The following is a 17,755-nucleotide window of genomic DNA, read 5'->3' on the forward strand; positions in this document are numbered from 1 at the left end:
TTGATTCAATAATTTGCACATTCGACGAGCAAGCCGCCCCGTTGTTTTCCGGACGGTGTGCCCGTCAGGCAACAGCTTTTGGGCACCAATCGGCTATAGTTCGGGCACATCAGGCGAGGGAATCGCCGACAGATTGTCTGCCACGGGCGGCACGTCGACTTGGGGATTAGAATTATGAAAAAGCTTTTGCTGGCTTTGACCGCAGTGGTGGCGATGACGGGAGCCGCTTCGGCCGCCGATTTGGCCGCCCGCCCCTATGTGAAGGCCCCGATCGCCCCGGCCGCTCCGAGCTGGACCGGCTTCTACATCTTCGGCGGCGCCGGCGGCGGCATCTGGGATGCCGACTCGCACACCAATTTCCTGGGCGCCCCGGTGACGATCGACCAGCGCGTTGGCGGTGACGGTTGGTTCGGCACCGTCGGTGTCGGCTACGACTGGCAGGTCGCCCCGAGCTGGGTTGTCGGCCTGTTCGGCGACGGCCAGTTCGGCAGCCTGCGTGGCACCGTCCAGGACCAGCTCTTTAGCCTGACTGGCCGTATCAAGCTGCAGGACTCCTGGGCTGCCGGTGTCCGCGTTGGCTACTTGGTTGCTCCGAATGTGCTGTCCTACGTGAACGCCGGTTACTCCGGATCGCACTGGTCGGGCACGACCCTGACCTCGATTTTCACTAACGCGCCCGTAGGCTCCCACACCGACTCGTTCAATCGCAACGGCTGGTTCGTCGGCGGCGGCGTCGAAAACAACCTGAACATCTTCGGCATCACGGCGCCGGGCTGGTTCATGAAGACCGAATATCGTGCCGCCTATTACGACCGGAAGGACATCGCTATTCGTCTCGACGGTACCAACGCCCTGACCACCGACTCGGTCAGCTTCAAGCCGTGGGTGCAGACCATCAGCACCTCGCTCGTCTACCGGTTCAACTGGACCGGCCCGGTGGTCGCGAAGTACTAATCGATCCAAAGGATCGGATGAGAAAAGCCCCGGCTCTGCCGGGGCTTTTTGTTTGTCCGCGGCGTGCCCGCCACGCTGGCCATCATCGCACCCGGCCGCTACGGTCCCGTACCGCGCGTAGCAGATCGCGCCAACAAGATGCGGCGGTCGCACATATGGCGGCGTCGGCCGGGAGGGAGGCGGGATGCGCAGATTTCTTCTCATCGCTGGCCTGTTGCTGCTCGGCGTCGGCCTGCTCTGGATCGGCCAGGGCACGGGCGTTGTCGCCTGGCCAAGCTCGAGCTTCATGATCAATCAAATCCAATGGGCCGGATATGGTGCGGGCACTGCTGCGCTTGGCCTGGTCCTGATCTGGCAAGGTAGCTGCTGACAAAAGGGACACGCGCCATGACTTCACCATTCGATCTCCGCGGCAAGGTCGCGATCGTCACCGGCGGCAACGGCGGCATCGGTCTCGGCATGGCGCGAGGGCTGGCCGATGCGGGCGCCGATATCGCGATCGTAGGCCGCAATCAGGCCAAGAGCGATGCCGTCGCAGCCGATATGATGGCGCGCGGCGTCCGCGCTGTCGCGGTGACGGCCGATGTCACCGACAAGGACGCGGTGACGGCAATGATCGCGCGCGTTGGCGACGCGTTCGGACGCATCGATATTCTCATCAACAACGCCGGCATCAATATCCGCAAGCCGCCACAGGCGCTCGAGCTCGATGAATGGAGCGAGGTCATCGAGACCAACCTCACCAGCGCGTTCCTGTGCTCGAAGGCCGCCTACCCTGCGCTCAAGGCTGCAGGCGGCGGCAAGATCATCAATATCGGCTCGATGATGTCGATCTTCGGCGCGAGCTTCGCCCCGGCCTATGCCGCCAGCAAGGGCGGCATCGTGCAATTCACCCGCGCCTGCGCGTGCGCCTGGGCCGTCGACAACATCCAGGTCAATGCGATCCTGCCCGGTTGGATCGATACCAACCTGACCCGCACCGCGCGCCAGCAGGTCGATGGGCTGCATGAACGGGTGCTGGCGCGGACGCCCGCGGCGCGCTGGGGCGAGATCGGCGACTTTGCCGGCATCGCGGTTTTCTTGAGCTCAGCAGCATCCGACTTCTTGACGGGCACGGCCATTCCCGTCGACGGCGGATATTCGGTGTCGGCGTAAGCAATAAGCAATAAGCGATGTTCAGCGCCGGAAGCTCTTGATCTCCGACACGCTGCCGTCGCGATAGATCAGTTCGACCGACACGAACTGCGTCGCGGGCGGCAGCTTCAGATACGGCGTTGCATTGGAAGGAATCGCGATCGGGTCCTTCATGTCGCAGGCCGGCAGGTTCAGGACCTTGTCAGGCACGGCCGTATCGATGCCGATCCGCACCTGGCGGATCGCGCAGCGATACGACATCAGATGCGTGTAGTAGACGAGCAATCCGTTGAACTCGCGAAATGACAACCAGCTCGTCGCAGTCATGTCGAGGATCTTGCGCTGGTCGCGGATCAGCGCAGCTTCCGGCTCGAACCTGATCGGAAACGGGCCCTGCATCTCGCCGCCCGCATCGACATAGCGCACCTGGATCGTCCCGGCCGGCGCGTCAGCGGGCAGTTCGATCGACGGGTTGGGCATGCGCTTGCGGGTGCGCGGATCGAGCACATCCATGAATCCGGTCTCACGAAAGTCGCCGGCGTCTCCCATCCGCCAGGAGATGCCGAGCGTCGGATCGGCGATCGAGAATGTGATGGTCCAGCCGCCATTGTGGCGCGAGAACATCGCGATCGGCGCATTGACGCTCTCATTGGCCGGCGGCAGGTGCGGCGCCGAGACCGGCGGCAGCGCGGCTAGCTTCTGCGGCGGATCGGCAGGTTTGTCCTGTGCTGTGCCCGCGGCAAGGCCGTTGAGGAAGACATCGTCGACCATCTGGTCGAAATAGACCGGGACCTGCTTGTGGTGCACGGCCTCCGCCATCTCGCTGACCACGCGGCGCGTACGCTGCGCGACCTGCACCAGGTTGATGCCGGGCTGGGTCAGCTCCTTGGCGAAGGCGCGCGTGAACACTGAATTCGGATTGGCATCCTCATTCGACAACCGATCCAATGCGGTTTGCCGCGGCCCCGCAGAAAAGACCGAGAACACGCCTTCAGGCAGTTGCGTCATCGGTGCCAATCCGCCACCGCCCGCGATGGCGCGTGTCCCTGGCCGTTCGAACGGGTTGTTGCGACAGGCGTCAAACACCAGAATAGAGGTCCGCACCTTCTTGTTCTGCAGCCGCTCGATCACACGGTCCGCCAGAATCGAGGCATCGCGAACCAATTCCTCCTGCCCTTCGGTCGCAGCCGGCACGTCGGTCGGCAGCAGAAAATTCTGGCCGGCAATTTCGAAGCCGTGGCCGGCATAGAAGAAGAACGCAGTGTCGCCGGGCGCGACGGCACTATCGAAGGCAAGCAGCGCCTGGCTGAATTGCTGACGATTCAGATTCTCGGCGACCATGACCTCGAAGCCGAGCTGCTTCAGCGTGTCGCCCATCGTGCGAGCGTCATTGACCGCCTTCTGCAGCTTCGGGACGAATCGGTAGTCGTTGTTACCGATCACCAGCGCGATGCGCTTCTCCGCATGCGCCGGCAGCGCGAGAACCAGAACGGTCGCGGCAAGACTGCAGACCAGAAGGCCCCTCAACAATGTCCGCATCGATCCCCTGTCCCACTTGAGCTGCACCGATCGGCCCAATGCGATCCGCTTCGCCATAGTCGGCCATCGATCGTCACTGGTTCAAGCCCGAGCACCTGCTTCGGGTGGGCCCGGTGCGGCCGTCTTGCGCCCCCCTCCGACCCGAGCAGGGTATCCGGCCACTGCAGGCGAATCTTACCCCAGGGCATAAGCCGATATGCCGCTCAAGGTCGATCGGGGCGGCGACGAAGTGCAACAAGTTTGCGACAGGATGCCTGCAAATAATGCAAAAACATTAGGCTTTTTCGATACTTCGCGCTTCTCCTCCATTGACTTTGGGCAATTTGACCCTATCTTCCCGTGTAACGCGGCTCAGGATCGATCCGATTCCTATATGAGCAACCGCGGGGTCAGCGTAAGTCAGAGAGCCCCCAGCTTATCCAAAGCACGCCGTTTGGGGTTGAACGCGACCACAGCCCGTTCCCCTCGATTCCTAACGGCGGCGTCGAATAGAGGCCTCGTCAGCTAGGGGCCCCGCCAAACAGAGGCTCGATGTCCTTTTCCAATCTCGGTTTATCCGACAAGGTGTTGGCCGCAGTGGCGGCGACCGGTTACACCACACCGACCCCCATTCAAGAACAAGCCATCCCTCACGTCCTGGCCCGCCGCGATGTTCTCGGCATTGCCCAGACCGGCACCGGCAAGACGGCCGCTTTCGTGCTTCCGATGCTGACCATCCTGGAAAAGGGACGCGCCAGGGCACGTATGCCCCGCACCCTGATCCTGGAGCCGACCCGCGAACTCGCCGCACAGGTCAAAGAGAATTTCGATCGCTACGGCGCCGGCCAAAAACTCAACGTCGCGCTTCTGATCGGCGGCGTCTCTTTCGGCGACCAGGACTCCAAGCTGACGCGTGGCGTCGACGTCCTGATCGCAACTCCCGGCCGCCTGCTCGACCATACCGAACGGGGCGGATTGCTGCTCACCGGCGTCGAACTGCTGGTGATCGACGAAGCCGATCGCATGCTCGACATGGGCTTCATCCCGGACATCGAGCGGATCTGCAAGCTGGTCCCCTTCACGCGGCAGACGCTGTTGTTCACTGCCACCATGCCGCCGGAAATCCGGCGCGTCACCGAGGCCTTCCTGCACAATCCGCAGAAGGTCGAAGTCTCCAAGCCTGCTACGACGGCCGTCACGGTGACCCAGTCGCAAGTGCCCTCGGGGCGCGAGGCGCATCAGAAGCGCGAGGTGCTGCGGCGCCTCTTGCGCGAGGCGAAAGACCTCAAGAACGCGATCATCTTCTGCAACCGCAAGCGTGACGTGGCCATCGTCTACAAATCGCTTCAGAAGCACGGGTTCAGCGTCGGCGCGCTGCATGGCGACATGGATCAGTCGGCACGCATGGCCGCGCTCGATCAGTTCCGCAAGGGCGAGTTGCCGCTCCTCGTCGCCTCGGACGTCGCGGCCCGCGGGCTCGACATTCCCGAGGTCAGCCACGTCTTCAATTTCGACGTGCCGCATCATCCCGATGATTATGTCCATCGCATCGGTCGTACGGGACGCGCCGGACGCTCAGGCACTGCGATTTCGATCGTGACGTCACCCGACCAGAAATCCGTCGCGGCCATCGAAAAGCTGATCGGGCAAGGAATCCCCCGCGCTGAAGGCGATTACACCGTTCAGGAGGCTTCGTCGAATCACGAAGACACGCGTGAGCATCGCCCGCGCGACGGCGCTCGGCGCGAGCGCAAGCCTTCACGCGACCGCCACGACCGCAAGCCTCAGCGGGAGCGCGAGACACCGAAGCACGCACATAAAGACGACCGGCCTTCGCACGCTCCCCAACCCCGCGCAGCAACTTCCCAGCCGCGCAGCGAACCGCGGCGCGTGCGCCGCGAGGTCGAGAACGAGCCGGCAGATCATTCTCACCTTCCTGCCTTTCTGCTGCGCCCGGTGCGCGCGCCGGTGGTTTGAGCCGCGCGCGTCCCACATCGACGCATCGCACGCCGACACCGTCCGATGAGACTTGTCCGGATCATCTCCGAGGAGCCAAGCGGCCGAACACCTGAGCGCGTCATCTGACCAGAGGCGCGGACTAACTTATGTTATAGTCGTCAGGTTTCGGCTTCAGCCGCGCTCCGCTCGCTTCCGTTGCAGCTTGAACGTGATAGGCCAACCGCGCTGGCCGCGGCGCCGGTTTGGCGCGCGCCATTCCATCGCGCGATAATGCCTGGAAGCACCCCGGCATCTGTTTACCCCTGATTCACTCTCGTCCACTAACTTGCCTGCATATTTATTGATTGCTCGCGGCAGGCGAATTGTGAGGGACTCGTAGTGGTCAATGTGCTTGACGAATACGAACGCACGCTGGCCTTCGCCGATGTCGCGCTCAGCCAAATCAAGTTGCTGCGCCACACCGCTACGCCGCGCAACTATGAGATCTGGTACGTCTACGCCACCGGCTACAACGCCTCGCTCAACCAGATCATCAACGAGACCTTGGCCCGCAGCGGCAAGCTGGGAGAGCCGGAGCTCGAACAGCTCTACGAGACTTATCTTTCCCAGCAGAAGACCACCGACCGCATCGACAAGGTCGGCGCACGCGTGATCGGTGAGATCGACGATGTGATGAACCTGATCACGGATACGCTCGGGATCACCGCGAGCTATGATGCGAGCCTTGCGGAGGCGGACCAGAAGCTTGCTTCCGTGACCAGTCGCGAGCAGCTGTTCGAGATCGTCGAAGCGCTCGCCCGATCGACGCGCGAAATGCGCGAGACGAACCGGGCGCTCGAACAACGCCTGTCGCTCTCGAAGACCGAGATCAGCGACCTGCAGCAAAGTCTGGAAGCGATCAGGGCCGAGAGCCTGACCGATCCGCTCACCGGTCTCGGCAATCGCAAATATTTCGACCGCATGATCGACATGGCCGTGGAGACGGCGCAGGCGACCTGCCTGCCGCTCTCGCTGCTGATGTTCGACATCGATCATTTCAAGTCGTTCAACGATTCCTACGGCCACCTCACCGGAGATCAGGTGCTTCGCCTGGTCGGCTTGTCGCTGAAACAGGCGATCAAGGGCCAGGACATCACGGCGCGCTATGGCGGCGAGGAATTCGCAGTGGTGCTGCCGAATACAGCCCTCCGGCAGGCCCTCACCGTCGCGGACCAGATTCGCCGCGCGGTCATGGCAAAGGAATTGAAGAAAAAATCGACCGGGGAGGTTCTCGGCCGCGTCACCATCTCGGTCGGCGTGTCCATGCTCAAGCCGGGCGACGACACCGACGCTCTGATCGAACGCGCCGACGCCTGCCTCTATGCCGCCAAGCGCAGTGGCCGCAACCGGGTGATCTGCGAAGTCGATCCGGAATATGTCGCTCAAACGCAGGGCCAAGTCGCCTGTTGAGCAGATGATCGCCTCAAGAAGCGGATTTGCGAGCTCGCTTCGCGGCTTTCGTCGTCGGGGATCGTTTGGCTGACCGCTTTTTTGGTGGCTCGGCCGCCTTTTTCGTCGTGCGTGCCTTGCCGGATCCCGCGCGTCCGGATGCCGCCTTCTTTGCCGGCCGGCTCTTCGCGCTCACCCCATCCTTCTTCGCAGCGGGCCGGCGCGCCCTGCTCCGTTTCTTCAGCGCGGCCCGTTGTGCCGCGGCGAAGGCCGCCTTTGCCCATGTGGCGAATTCCTCGACATCGTCGAACAGATGGGCCGGCACCTCCCAATATGACCCCACGGTCATGGTGCGCGCCCGCGTCTGATATTGGAACGGCTTGGAGCCGGCCGCCTCGAACGCTCCGATGGTCTCTTCGTCCGCGCGCAGATAAAGCCCGCTGCGCAAAGCCAGCGCGAAATTGATGCCATCGGCGGAGATGCCGAAACCTGAAAACATCCGCCGGATCGTCACCGGCCCAAAACTGGCAAACAGATCAGCCAGGAATTCGCGGTCCATCGCGTCCACCGCTCATTGCGCGCCGGGCATGCGATACCGGCCCCTGCTGCGGTTGTCGTCTCCACGATGAGCGATTGTCAATGTCCGAAACACGACAAGGCGGGAATCCGCCCTGACGCGTCACACCTCGGCCGGCTTGAGCTGCACCGACTCGCCGCAGCCGCAGGCGCTGATCTGGTTCGGGTTGTTGAACACGAATTGGGCCTGCATCTTGTCGGCCCTGTAATCCATCTCGGTGCCGAGCAGGAACAGCACCGCCTTCGGATCGACCAGGATCTTGACGCCCTTGTCCTCGACCACCTCGTCGGTGGGCCGGATCTCATGGGCATATTCAACCGTGTAGGACTGTCCGGCGCAGCCGCCGTTCTTGACGCCGACGCGCAGGCCCACGATCTCGGAATCGCTTCGGCTCATCAGTTCGCGAATGCGCGCCGCCGCGGCGTCCGTCAGCCTCATCACCTGCGGGCGGGGCCGCGGCTTCGGCTTCCCGGCAAGGCTCGCTTGTGTGTTCGTCATCGTGTTCATGTGCTCAATCCCGGCGGTCGATCAATCCCGCCTGTTCATTCAAAGTCCGTGCCTGATTACGCCTCACCACATATTGAGGACGAGCCGCGCTTCGTCGCTCATCCGGTCCGGCGTCCATTGCGGCTCCCAGACGATGTTGACGCTCACGATGCCGACCCCCGGCACGCTCGCGATCGCGTTCTCGACCATGGTCGGCAACTCGCCGGCCGCCGGACAATTCGGCGTCGTCAAGGTCATCACCACATCGACGCTGCGGTCGTCCTTGATATCGACCTTGTAGATCAGGCCGAGCTCATAGATGTCGGCCGGAATTTCCGGGTCGAATACCGTCTTCAACGCCGCGATGATCTCGCGCGAGAGCCGCTCGGTCTCTTCCGGCGGCAAGGCCGAATGGGTTTCCACCGACTGGGTTTTGACTTCGGCTGTGTCGCTCATGCAAACAAATCCCGCGCCTTCATCAGGGCCTGCGCCAGTTGATCGACTTCTTCTTTCGTATTGTACATCCCAAACGACGCCCGGCAGGTCGCTGTGACGTTGAATCTCTCCAAAAGCGGCATCACGCAATGCGTGCCCGCACGCACCGCGACGCCCTGGCGGTCGATCACGGTGGCGATGTCGTGCGCATGCGCCCCCTTCATCTCGAACGAGATGACCGGCCCCTTGCCCTTGGCCGTGCCGATCAGCCGCAGCGAATTGATCTCGCGCAGCCGCGCTTCGGCGTAGGTCAACAGATCGTGCTCATGCGCGGCGATGCGGTCCTTACCGATCGAATTGACATAGTCGATCGCAGCGCCCAGCCCGACCGACTCGACGATCGCCGGCGTGCCCGCCTCGAACCTGTGCGGGGGATCGCCATAGGTCACCCAGTCACGCGTGACTTCGCGGATCATCTCGCCGCCGCCGTTATAGGGACGCATCGCGGCGAGCAGATCGTATTTTCCGTACAGCACGCCGATGCCGGTCGGACCGTACAGCTTGTGGCCGGTGAAGACGTAGAAGTCGCAGTCGATGTCCTGTACGTCGATCGCCAGATGCACGGCAGCCTGGCTGCCATCGACCAGCACGGGGATGCCGCGGGCGTGCGCGATTCGGACGACCTCCTTGACCGGCACCAGGGTGCCCAGCATGTTCGACATCTGGGTGATCGCAACCAGCTTGGTGCGATCGGTCAGAAGCTTCTCGAACTCGTCGATCAGGAAATTGCCGTCGTCATCTACAGGTGCCCATTTGATCACCGCCCCCTGCCGCTCCCGCAGGAAGTGCCACGGCACGATATTGGAGTGATGCTCCATGATCGAGAGCACGATCTCGTCGCCTTCGCCGATATTCGGCGCGCCGAAGGACGAGGCGACCAGGTTGATCGCCTCGGTGGCATTGCGGGTGAAGATGATCTCCTCAGGCCGGCGCGAATTGAGGAATTGCGCGACCTTGGCGCGGCCGCCCTCATAGGCTTCGGTCGCCGCATTGGCGAGGTAGTGCAGGCCGCGATGCACATTGGCATATTCGGACGTGTAGGCCTGGGTCATGCGATCGAGCACAGCGGCAGGCTTTTGCGCCGAGGCCGCATTGTCGAGATAGACGAGCTTCTTGCCGTAGACCTGCAGCGACAGCGCCGGGAAATCGGCGCGCACGCGATTCACGTCATAGGCGCCATTGGCGACCGCCGGATGCGTGCTCATGCGCGGGCCTCCAACCAATGTTGCGCGGCATCGATGATACGCTCGCGCAAGCCCTCGTCCTCGATGGCCTCGATCGCCTCGCCGACAAAGGCCTGGACCAGCAGCGCCTGCGCCTGCTTCTCGGGCAGGCCGCGCGCGCGCAAGTAAAACAACAGGCTCTCGTCGAGCGCACCGGAGGTCGCGCCATGGCCGCACGAGACGTCGTCGGCGAAGATCTCGAGCTCCGGCTTGTTGTCGGCCTCGGCCTCGTCGGACAGAAGCAGCGCCCGCGTCATCATCCTGCCGTCGGTCTTCTGCGCATCCGGACGCACGATGATGCGGCCCTGGAACACCGAATGCGCGCGGTCGTCGAGCACGGCGCGGAAGTTCTCCCGGCTGGTGCAGCCGGGCACGGCGTGGTCGACCACGATCGTGGTGTCGCCGTGCTGCTTGTCGCGCAGCAGGTTGACGCCGTTGATCGTGAGCTCGCTGCCCTCGCCTGCCAGCGTGATGAAGGCCTGCAGCCGGCTCACGGCACCGCCGCTGGTCATATTGAACAGGTTCAGCTTGGACTTGGCGCCGACGGTGATCAGTTCCGAACTGATATTGACCGCGTCAGTGGCATCGCGCATCAGCCGGATATGCGACAGCTCCGCCCCGTCGCCGACCCAGATCACGGCCACATCGTTGGCCTGATAGGCGGCGGCGCCTTCGGCCGCCACGCAGGTTTCGACCAGGGTCACGCGTGCGCCCTTGCCGATCTGCAGATGCGAGCGGGTGGAGCGCGACGACTTCGCAGCCGTCGCGACATGGATGATCTGCAACGGCCCCGGCAGCTGTACGCCATCAGCGATTCCAACCACCACGCCGTCGGTCGCCAGCGCCGCATTCAGCGAGATCATCGGATCGGTCGAGGTCGTCAGCAACAGATCGCCGCGGGCCTCGTTGGCTTCGTTCTCCAGCACCTTATGCAGCGTCCGCAGGCTGACGCCCGCCGCGACGTTGTCGGACAGCTCGGCTGCGAAAACGCCATCGACCAGCACCAACTTGATCGCGCCATCGATCGCAACAGGAGCCAGCGCTGCCTTGGCGCGCGCCAGAGCGGCCGCGTCAGGCGTGGGCGCGAGCGGCAGCAACTCGCGCATCAGCGCGCGCAGATCGGTATATTTCCATTCCTCGACGCGCCGATGCGGCAGGCCCGCGCGTTCGAACGCGGCGAAAGCGTCACGCCTGAGATCGGCGACCCTGCCCGTCCCGGGCAGCCGGTTTTGCGCGGCGGCAAAGATGCCATTCGCCGCATTGCCGGAGTCGTTCTTTACCAAAGCAACGGTCATCACAAACCTATTCGCGCGGTTTACGCCGCGTCCTCGAACTGGGCGTAGCCGGAGGCCTCGAGCTCAAGCGCCAGCTCCTTGCCACCGCTCTTCACCACGCGGCCCTTCGACATCACATGCACGACGTCGGGCACGATGTAGTTGAGCAGCCGTTGGTAGTGCGTGATCACGATCATCGCGCGCTCGGGCGAGCGCAGCGCGTTGACGCCGTCGGCGGCGATGCGCAGCGCATCGATGTCGAGACCGGAATCCATCTCGTCGAGAATGCAGAGCGAGGGCTGGAACAGCGCCATCTGCAGCACCTCGTTGCGCTTCTTCTCGCCGCCGGAGAAGCCGACATTGACGCCGCGCTTGAGCATGTCCTGCGGAATGCCGAGCGACTTCGCGGTCTCGCGCACCTTCTTCAGGAAATCCGGGGTCGAGAACTCCTCCTCGCCGCGCGCCTTGCGCTGCGCGTTCAGCGCCGTGCGCAGGAAGGTCATGGTGGCAACGCCGGGGATTTCGACCGGGTATTGGAAGGCCAGGAAAACGCCCTTGGCGGCGCGCTCGTCCGGCTCCATCGCAAGCAGATCCTCGCCCTTGAACAGGATCTCGCCGCCGGTAACCTCATAACCGGGCTTACCTGCGATCACATGGCTGAGCGTCGATTTGCCGGAGCCGTTCGGCCCCATGATGGCGTGGATCTCGCCTTCGTTCACGGTCAGCGACAGTCCATGGAGGATTTCACGCTCCTCGACGCGGACTTGCAGGTTCTTGATTTCGAGCAATGGCATCGTTGTCTTCCGTCTGTTCCTCGTCCTGCATGCGCCGGAGGCGGTCTCAAAGGACGAAGGTCGCGAGATCTATGTGAAAGTATGTGCGGGACGGCCGCGCCGTCCTGCAACAAGGTCTATCCGACCGAGCCTTCGAGCGAGATCGAGATCAGCTTCTGCGCCTCGACCGCGAACTCCATCGGGAGCTGCTGCAGCACATCCTTGACGAAGCCGTTGACGACCAGCCCGACCGCCTCCTCCTGGCTCAAGCCGCGCTGGACGCAGTAGAACAGCACGTCCTCGGAGATCTTCGAGGTCGTCGCCTCGTGCTCGAACACGGCAGAGGAGTTCTTGGCTTCGATGTAGGGCACGGTGTGCGCGCCGCATTTGTCGCCGATCAAGAGCGAGTCGCAGGCGGTAAAGTTGCGCGCGCCGCTCGCCTTGCGATGCGCGGTGACGAGGCCGCGATAGGTGTTCTGCGATTTGCCGGCCGCGATGCCCTTGGAGATGATCCGGCTCGTCGTGTTCTTGCCAAGATGGATCATCTTGGTGCCGCTATCGACCTGCTGATAGCCATTGGAGATCGCGATCGAGTAGAATTCACCACGCGAATTATCGCCGCGCAAAATGCAGCTCGGATATTTCCAGGTGATCGCCGATCCCGTCTCGACCTGGGTCCAGGAGATCTTGGAGTTGGCGCCGCGGCAATCGCCACGCTTGGTGACGAAGTTGTAGATGCCGCCCTTGCCTTCCGAATTGCCCGGATACCAGTTCTGCACGGTCGAGTATTTGATCTCGGCGTCATCGAGCGTGACCAGCTCAACCACGGCTGCATGCAGCTGATTCTCGTCGCGCTGCGGCGCGGTGCAACCTTCGAGATAGGAGACGTAGGAGCCCTTGTCGGCGATGATCAGCGTGCGCTCGAACTGGCCGGTGTTGCGCTCGTTGATGCGGAAATAGGTCGACAGCTCCATCGGGCAGCGCACGCCCGGCGGCACGTAGACGAACGAGCCGTCGGAGAACACGGCCGAGTTCAACGTCGCAAAGAAGTTGTCGGAGGTCGGCACCACGCTGCCGAGATATTTCTGCACGAGTTCCGGATGCTCGCGGATCGCCTCGGAGATCGGCATGAAGATCACGCCGGCCTTCTTCAGCTCCTCCTTAAATGTCGTCGCGACCGAGACCGAGTCGAACACGGCATCGACCGCGATCTTGCGACTCTCCGGGCTGCCGGCGCCGGGCACGGGCTCGACCCCCTCGAGGATCGCGACCTCGCGCAGGGGAATGCCGAGCTTCTCATAGGTCTTCAGGATCTCCGGATCGATCTCGTCGATCGAGGAGAGCTGCTTCTTCGGCTTCGGCGCCGAATAATAATAGAGATCCTGGTAATCGATCTTCGGGTAGTCGACGCGCGCCCAGGTCGGCTCGGTCATGGTCAGCCAGCGGCGATACGCCTCCAGCCGCCATTCGAGCATCCAGGCCGGCTCGTTCTTCTTTCCCGAAATGAAGCGGATGGTGTCTTCCGAAAGCCCCTTGGGGGCCTTCTCGGACTCGATCAGGGTCTCAAACCCATAACGATACTGGTCGACGTCGATCCGCCTGACGCGGTCGACCGTCTCTTGCACGGCTGCCATTCATTCCTCCGCTCGCGGTTTCAAGGACCGCGGTGGACATCTTACGGAACCGTCTTACGACGTTTCGCGGGCGAAATCACCTGCCTAGAATCGTTCAAGCTGGGTTTCGCTACTCAGTTTAAGTAAGGTCCCGGCAAGCCTTCGCCAAGCCTCCAGGCACCGATCCACGTCATCGGTTCGCGTGGACCAGCCCAGACTGAGGCGCACCGCTCCCTGTGCCAAAGTGGAACTGATGCCCATGGCTTCCAGGACGTGGGATGGCTGGACCTTGCCGGAGGAGCAGGCCGAGCCGGAAGACACCGCGACGCCGGCGAGGTCGAAGCCAATCACCGCCGTCTCCGCCTTCAGACCAGGGGCCGTGAACAGCGTGGTGTTCGGCAGCCGCGCTGTATCGGACGAAAATACCGTCACGCCAGGCGTCTGCCGCAAGCCGCTTTCGAGGCGATCGCGCAAGGCGCCAATGCGCGCCTGATCCGTTTCGAGCGCCGCCATCGCCGCTTTCGCCGCCGCCCCAAACCCTAAGATTCCACTTACATTTTCGGTTCCGGCCCGGCGCCCGCGCTCCTGGCCGCCGCCGCGCAACAGCGCCGGCGGCCCATCGATCCCGGCCCCCAGCACGAGGGCACCGACGCCCTTCGGCCCGCCGATCTTGTGCGCAGAAACCGTCGCAAGGTCCGCCCCCACATCGTTGATACGAAAAGGAACTTTGCCAAATGCCTGGATCGCATCGACGTGCAGCAGCCCGCCCGCCTCACGAACGAGCTCCGCAACCTGCAAAATCGGTTGAAGCGCGCCGGTCTCGTTGTTGGCGGCCATCACCGAGACCAGAGCCGGCGGCCCAGCCAGCATGGCGCGCAGCCGCTCCAGATCGACGACACCGGACGGGACCACCGGGATGGTGCGGATCGCTCCCGGGTCGAACTGGCCGCCAGCCAGGACCGAGGCGTGCTCGATGGCCGACACCAGGAGCCGCTGAACCGGTCCAGCCGGCGCCCGCAAGCCGGGACTGAGCGCCAGCACATTGGCCTCGGTGCCTCCGGAGGTGAAGACCACGTTCCGCGGCAAGCCCCCCACGGCCCGCGCGATCGACTCGCGCGCCTCCTCCACCAGCCGGCGCGCCTGGCGTCCCTCGGCATGCACCGAGGAGGGGTTGCCGACGAGATCGAGCGCCGCCGTGATCGCGGCCCGGGCCTCGGGCCGCAGGGGCGTGGTGGCGTTCCAATCGAAATAGACGCGCTCGGGCATTTCGCATTCCATCTTCCGCTGCGACTCCAACTCACCGGCTCATGCGGCTCGTCGCATTCGACACGCTCTGCCTATTTGGGGAGCTAACGCCTTGAATGCATTGCCGGATGTTGAAAATTCTTGCTTTTGGCCCCTGCCAGCATGCTAGAAGGCGTCCTTCTATTCACGACAGCGCCCTCCGCAATCCGCAACCGGATGGCGCTTCAGTCGCCGCTCTCCTGCAACATTCGTCGGCGGTCGCGCCGGCCGAAGCTAGCACGACGTCGCGCGATATTTGCCAAGGGTTCTCAAGGGTTCACCGATGCCTGAAGTCATCTTTAACGGTCCGGCGGGCCGTCTCGAAGGCCGTTATCATCCGGCCAAGCAGAAGAACGCGCCGATTGCGATGATCCTGCATCCGCATCCGCAGTTCCATGGCACGATGAACCATCAGATCGTGTACCAGTGCTACTACGCCTTCGCTCATCGCGGCTTCTCGGTGCTGCGCTTCAATTTCCGCGGCGTCGGCCGGAGCCAGGGCGCGTTTGACCACGGCACCGGCGAGTTGTCGGATGCCGCCTCGGCGCTGGACTGGGCGCAGACCATCAACCCCGAGGCGCGTGCCTGCTGGGTCGCCGGCTTCTCCTTCGGCGCCTGGATCGGCATGCAGCTTCTGATGCGCCGCCCGGAGGTCGAGGGCTTCATCTCGATCGCCCCGCCCGCCAACCTCTATGACTTCTCCTTCCTGGCGCCCTGCCCCTCGTCGGGCCTGATCGTCCATGGCGAGAAGGACGCCGTGGTGCCGCCGAAGGACGTCAACACGCTGGTGGAGAAGCTGAAGACGCAGAAGGGCATCGTCATCGATCAGCAGATCATTCCCGGCGCCAATCACTTCTTCGACGGCAAGCTCGAGCCGCTGATGGAAACCATCACGGCCTATCTCGACATGCGGCTCGCCAACGTGCGCTGAGCGCGGGCGGAGCGGCGGTCATACTCACGAGCGCCGCATCCTCCGCTCTCATCACCCGCGAAAGCGGTTGATCCAATACGCATCACAGTTGGTCACCGCCGTCTCGGAATAATGGATCGCCTCTGTCAAGCCGGGGATGACAGTTGGGGGTGATCGCCAACACGTCGAGACGCAACGCTGCGTTACGCCGCCCGTTGCAACAGATAGGCGTTGTGGCGAACGAGGAAGGCGCGCAGCAGCGTCGGATAATCGGCGCCGACGGCTGCCTTCACGCTGGGGCGTCGCGCCAGCGCAGCACGCCAAGCCCGCAGCTTCGGCGTATCGGCAAACACGTGAAGATCGCCGAACTCATCGAAGACGTCGAAATAGCGGAAGATCGGCGCGAACACCGCATCGACCAGACTGAAACTTTCACCCGCGAAGAACGGTCCCGCATCTAACGCCGCTTCGACCCGTGCAAATTTCGCAACCAGGGCCTGCCGCTTGGCCTCGAAAATCGCGGCGTCCGTCGTGGTCTCCAGTCCCCAGAGATCGGACAGGATCGCCGAGCCGAATTCCATCCAGGCGCGGTGCTGGGCCCGATCGAGTGCGTCAGCCGGGTGCAGCTTCGGTCCCGGCTGCGTCTCCTCGATGTACTCGCAGATCACGTTGCTCTCGAACAGCGCCACCTCGCCAGTCGCGGTCGCCACCGTCAGCACCGGCACCTTGCCGAGCGGCGAGATTTTCAGGAACCAGTCCGGCTTGTCGGCGAGATCGATATCGATCCGCCCGAAGGCGACGCCCTTCTCGGTCAGGGCGATGACCGCCCGTTGCACATAGGGACACAGCTTGTGGCTGATCAGCTTCAGCGCGGCGGCCATTTTGATCCTCGCATTTCATGCAGATGCATCAAATTAAATGCATTCGCATGAAATGGTCAAGAAGGATGCATCGACATCAAAATCACGGCCGTGCGATCACGCCTCCGGTCATCGGCATCGGCACGCCCGTCGTGGCGGGATAGCTGAGCGGCAGGCCTTTCATACCGCGCGCGGCGAGAAATCCGAAGGCCTGCGCCTCGATCGCATCCGCCGACCAGCCGAACGCGTCGGCGGACTCTACCGTGGCGGGCGCTAGCCGTTCGCGCAGCATCCGCATCATGGTGAAGTTGCGGGCGCCGCCGCCGCAGATGATCCAACTCTGCGGTACCTTCGGCAGCAGCGGCACGACTGCTGCGATCGCCGCGACGGTGAAGGCCGTCAGCGTGGCGGCGCCATCGGCCGGCGACACGTCACCCAGCGTGAGCGCCGCGAAGTCATTGCGGTCGAGCGATTTCGGCGGCGGCAGCCTGAAGAACGGCAGCGCCAGCGCGCGCGCTACCCATGCCTCGTCGGCCGTGCCCTGCGCGGCCATCCGGCCGTCCTGGTCGAAGGCCTGGCTGACGCGCCGGAACATGAAGTCGTCGAGCAGCGCATTGCCCGGCCCCGTATCGCAGGCGATCAGCGTCTGGTCGCCATCGATATAGGTGATGTTGGAGACCCCACCGATATTGACGACGACCGTGGGGCCCTCACGCTGCAGCGACTGCACCAAGGCGCGGTGATAGACCGGCACGAATGGTGCGCCCTGCCCGCCCGCCTCGACATCGGCCGCGCGGAAGTCGGACATGACGGGAATATGGATCGCCTTGGCCAGGGCCTGCGCGTCGCCGATCTGCACGGTCAGCCGCCGCTCCGGCCGATGCAGCACGGTCTGGCCATGGAAGCCGACAATGTCGAGGTCCTGGGCGGTCAGGCGGTTCTGCGCAAGGAAGGCGGCCACCGCCTCCGCATGCGCCAGGGTCACGGCATGCTCGGCGGCACGCAGGACACCCGGGCGCGCCTCGCGTCGCTCCAGATGCACGGCCTCGGCCAGCGCCTGCCGCAACAGGCTGCGCTCGCTCCCACTATAGGGCCGGTAGCCGGTTGGGCCGAACGCCTTGATCCGGCGGCCGTCCGTCTCGAGCAGGGCCACGTCGACCCCGTCCAGCGAGGTACCGCTCATCAGACCCAGCGTTGTCAGAATCATCGTCATCAAACCTGAAAAGGCCCACCTTTTGCGCCGAGTACGGCCAAATCGAGGTCGCGG

17 protein-coding genes are annotated in these 17,755 nt (G+C 63.6%); 6 read left to right on the plus strand and 11 right to left on the minus strand.

The window, feature by feature from the left end; all coding sequences use genetic code 11:
* Nucleotides 1-174: 174 nt before the first annotated feature.
* From QXZ85_RS20830 to QXZ85_RS20840, 3 genes are all read left to right on the plus strand, one after another.
* A complete protein-coding gene (locus tag QXZ85_RS20830) occupies nt 175-954 on the plus strand; it encodes an outer membrane protein (RefSeq protein WP_316174772.1) in 780 nt (259 codons plus the stop codon).
* Nucleotides 955-1,138: 184 nt separating this feature from the next.
* A complete protein-coding gene (locus QXZ85_RS20835) occupies nt 1,139-1,324 on the plus strand; it encodes a hypothetical protein (protein WP_315703764.1) in 186 nt (61 codons plus the stop codon).
* A 17-nt stretch (nt 1,325-1,341) separates the two neighbouring features.
* On the plus strand, nt 1,342-2,109 hold the full coding sequence (locus tag QXZ85_RS20840) for a glucose 1-dehydrogenase (RefSeq protein WP_316174774.1): 768 nt from the start codon (nt 1,342-1,344) through the stop codon (nt 2,107-2,109).
* 21 nt (nt 2,110-2,130) lie between these two features.
* Here QXZ85_RS20840 and QXZ85_RS20845 read toward each other — a convergent pair whose 3' ends face one another.
* Complete coding sequence (locus QXZ85_RS20845) at nt 2,131-3,627, minus strand: caspase family protein (protein ID WP_316174776.1); 1,497 nt, start codon at nt 3,625-3,627, stop codon at nt 2,131-2,133.
* 531 nt (nt 3,628-4,158) lie between these two features.
* Here QXZ85_RS20845 and QXZ85_RS20850 point away from each other — a divergent pair.
* Together QXZ85_RS20850 and QXZ85_RS20855 are read left to right on the plus strand one after the other, a co-directional pair.
* Nucleotides 4,159-5,583: a DEAD/DEAH box helicase gene (locus tag QXZ85_RS20850; RefSeq protein WP_315703761.1), complete on the plus strand. Its 1,425-nt coding sequence runs from the start codon at nt 4,159-4,161 to the stop codon at nt 5,581-5,583.
* 360 nt (nt 5,584-5,943) lie between these two features.
* Nucleotides 5,944-7,014: a diguanylate cyclase gene (locus tag QXZ85_RS20855; RefSeq protein WP_315703760.1), complete on the plus strand. Its 1,071-nt coding sequence runs from the start codon at nt 5,944-5,946 to the stop codon at nt 7,012-7,014.
* A gap of 13 nt (nt 7,015-7,027) precedes the next feature.
* On the opposite strand, the gene QXZ85_RS20860 is transcribed toward QXZ85_RS20855, so the two are convergent.
* The 8 genes from QXZ85_RS20860 to QXZ85_RS20895 form a co-directional block, all read right to left on the minus strand.
* Nucleotides 7,028-7,552, minus strand: coding sequence for a TfoX/Sxy family protein (locus QXZ85_RS20860; protein ID WP_315703759.1), 525 nt, complete (start codon nt 7,550-7,552; stop codon nt 7,028-7,030).
* 120 nt (nt 7,553-7,672) lie between these two features.
* Nucleotides 7,673-8,077, minus strand: a complete 405-nt coding sequence (locus QXZ85_RS20865; protein WP_409977488.1) for a HesB/IscA family protein — start codon at nt 8,075-8,077, stop codon at nt 7,673-7,675.
* A 63-nt stretch (nt 8,078-8,140) separates the two neighbouring features.
* On the minus strand, nt 8,141-8,512 hold the full coding sequence (locus QXZ85_RS20870) for an SUF system Fe-S cluster assembly protein (protein ID WP_315703758.1): 372 nt from the start codon (nt 8,510-8,512) through the stop codon (nt 8,141-8,143).
* Nucleotides 8,509-9,756 (minus strand): cysteine desulfurase, encoded by a 1,248-nt coding sequence (locus QXZ85_RS20875; RefSeq protein ID WP_315730014.1) that lies wholly within the window; start codon nt 9,754-9,756, stop codon nt 8,509-8,511. Before QXZ85_RS20875 ends, QXZ85_RS20870 begins: the two co-directional genes overlap by 4 nt.
* Nucleotides 9,753-11,069: a Fe-S cluster assembly protein SufD gene (gene sufD / locus QXZ85_RS20880; protein ID WP_316174779.1), complete on the minus strand. Its 1,317-nt coding sequence runs from the start codon at nt 11,067-11,069 to the stop codon at nt 9,753-9,755. Before sufD ends, QXZ85_RS20875 begins: the two co-directional genes overlap by 4 nt.
* A 20-nt stretch (nt 11,070-11,089) precedes the next feature.
* Entirely contained in the window at nt 11,090-11,842 is a 753-nt protein-coding gene (gene sufC, locus QXZ85_RS20885; protein ID WP_315703755.1) for a Fe-S cluster assembly ATPase SufC, read from the minus strand.
* A gap of 116 nt (nt 11,843-11,958) precedes the next feature.
* Entirely contained in the window at nt 11,959-13,455 is a 1,497-nt protein-coding gene (sufB, locus tag QXZ85_RS20890; RefSeq protein WP_315703754.1) for a Fe-S cluster assembly protein SufB, read from the minus strand.
* A gap of 84 nt (nt 13,456-13,539) precedes the next feature.
* Nucleotides 13,540-14,700: a cysteine desulfurase family protein gene (locus QXZ85_RS20895; protein ID WP_315742015.1), complete on the minus strand. Its 1,161-nt coding sequence runs from the start codon at nt 14,698-14,700 to the stop codon at nt 13,540-13,542.
* Nucleotides 14,701-15,001: 301 nt separating this feature from the next.
* On the opposite strand from QXZ85_RS20895, the gene QXZ85_RS20900 reads away from it, so the two are divergent.
* Nucleotides 15,002-15,649, plus strand: coding sequence for an alpha/beta hydrolase (locus QXZ85_RS20900; protein WP_315703752.1), 648 nt, complete (start codon nt 15,002-15,004; stop codon nt 15,647-15,649).
* A 182-nt stretch (nt 15,650-15,831) separates the two neighbouring features.
* Here QXZ85_RS20900 and QXZ85_RS20905 read toward each other — a convergent pair whose 3' ends face one another.
* Together QXZ85_RS20905 and QXZ85_RS20910 are read right to left on the minus strand one after the other, a co-directional pair.
* Entirely contained in the window at nt 15,832-16,509 is a 678-nt protein-coding gene (locus QXZ85_RS20905; protein ID WP_315742014.1) for a glutathione S-transferase family protein, read from the minus strand.
* A gap of 82 nt (nt 16,510-16,591) precedes the next feature.
* Nucleotides 16,592-17,695 (minus strand): anhydro-N-acetylmuramic acid kinase, encoded by a 1,104-nt coding sequence (locus QXZ85_RS20910; RefSeq protein WP_315704275.1) that lies wholly within the window; start codon nt 17,693-17,695, stop codon nt 16,592-16,594.
* Between the last annotated feature and the right edge of the window lie 60 nt (nt 17,696-17,755).

It is taken from the genome of Bradyrhizobium sp. SZCCHNGR1005, assembly GCF_032489995.1.
Lineage (GTDB): Bacteria > Pseudomonadota > Alphaproteobacteria > Rhizobiales > Xanthobacteraceae > Bradyrhizobium.

Excerpts from the sequence above, each read along its gene's own strand:
- QXZ85_RS20830 (WP_316174772.1), top strand. The coding sequence starts at position 175 with ATGAAAAAGCTTTTGCTGGCTTTGACCGCAGTGGTGGCGATGACGGGA.
- QXZ85_RS20835 (WP_315703764.1), top strand. The coding sequence starts at position 1,139 with ATGCGCAGATTTCTTCTCATCGCTGGCCTGTTGCTGCTCGGCGTCGGC.
- QXZ85_RS20840 (WP_316174774.1), top strand. The coding sequence starts at position 1,342 with ATGACTTCACCATTCGATCTCCGCGGCAAGGTCGCGATCGTCACCGGC.
- QXZ85_RS20845 (WP_316174776.1), bottom strand. The coding sequence starts at position 3,627 with ATGCGGACATTGTTGAGGGGCCTTCTGGTCTGCAGTCTTGCCGCGACC.
- QXZ85_RS20850 (WP_315703761.1), top strand. The coding sequence starts at position 4,159 with ATGTCCTTTTCCAATCTCGGTTTATCCGACAAGGTGTTGGCCGCAGTG.
- QXZ85_RS20860 (WP_315703759.1), bottom strand. The coding sequence starts at position 7,552 with ATGGACCGCGAATTCCTGGCTGATCTGTTTGCCAGTTTTGGGCCGGTG.
- QXZ85_RS20865 (WP_409977488.1), bottom strand. The coding sequence starts at position 8,077 with ATGAACACGATGACGAACACACAAGCGAGCCTTGCCGGGAAGCCGAAG.
- QXZ85_RS20870 (WP_315703758.1), bottom strand. The coding sequence starts at position 8,512 with ATGAGCGACACAGCCGAAGTCAAAACCCAGTCGGTGGAAACCCATTCG.
- QXZ85_RS20875 (WP_315730014.1), bottom strand. The coding sequence starts at position 9,756 with ATGAGCACGCATCCGGCGGTCGCCAATGGCGCCTATGACGTGAATCGC.
- sufD (WP_316174779.1), bottom strand. The coding sequence starts at position 11,069 with ATGACCGTTGCTTTGGTAAAGAACGACTCCGGCAATGCGGCGAATGGC.
- sufC (WP_315703755.1), bottom strand. The coding sequence starts at position 11,842 with ATGCCATTGCTCGAAATCAAGAACCTGCAAGTCCGCGTCGAGGAGCGT.
- sufB (WP_315703754.1), bottom strand. The coding sequence starts at position 13,455 with ATGGCAGCCGTGCAAGAGACGGTCGACCGCGTCAGGCGGATCGACGTC.
- QXZ85_RS20895 (WP_315742015.1), bottom strand. The coding sequence starts at position 14,700 with ATGCCCGAGCGCGTCTATTTCGATTGGAACGCCACCACGCCCCTGCGG.
- QXZ85_RS20900 (WP_315703752.1), top strand. The coding sequence starts at position 15,002 with ATGCCTGAAGTCATCTTTAACGGTCCGGCGGGCCGTCTCGAAGGCCGT.
- QXZ85_RS20905 (WP_315742014.1), bottom strand. The coding sequence starts at position 16,509 with ATGGCCGCCGCGCTGAAGCTGATCAGCCACAAGCTGTGTCCCTATGTG.
- QXZ85_RS20910 (WP_315704275.1), bottom strand. The coding sequence starts at position 17,695 with ATGATTCTGACAACGCTGGGTCTGATGAGCGGTACCTCGCTGGACGGG.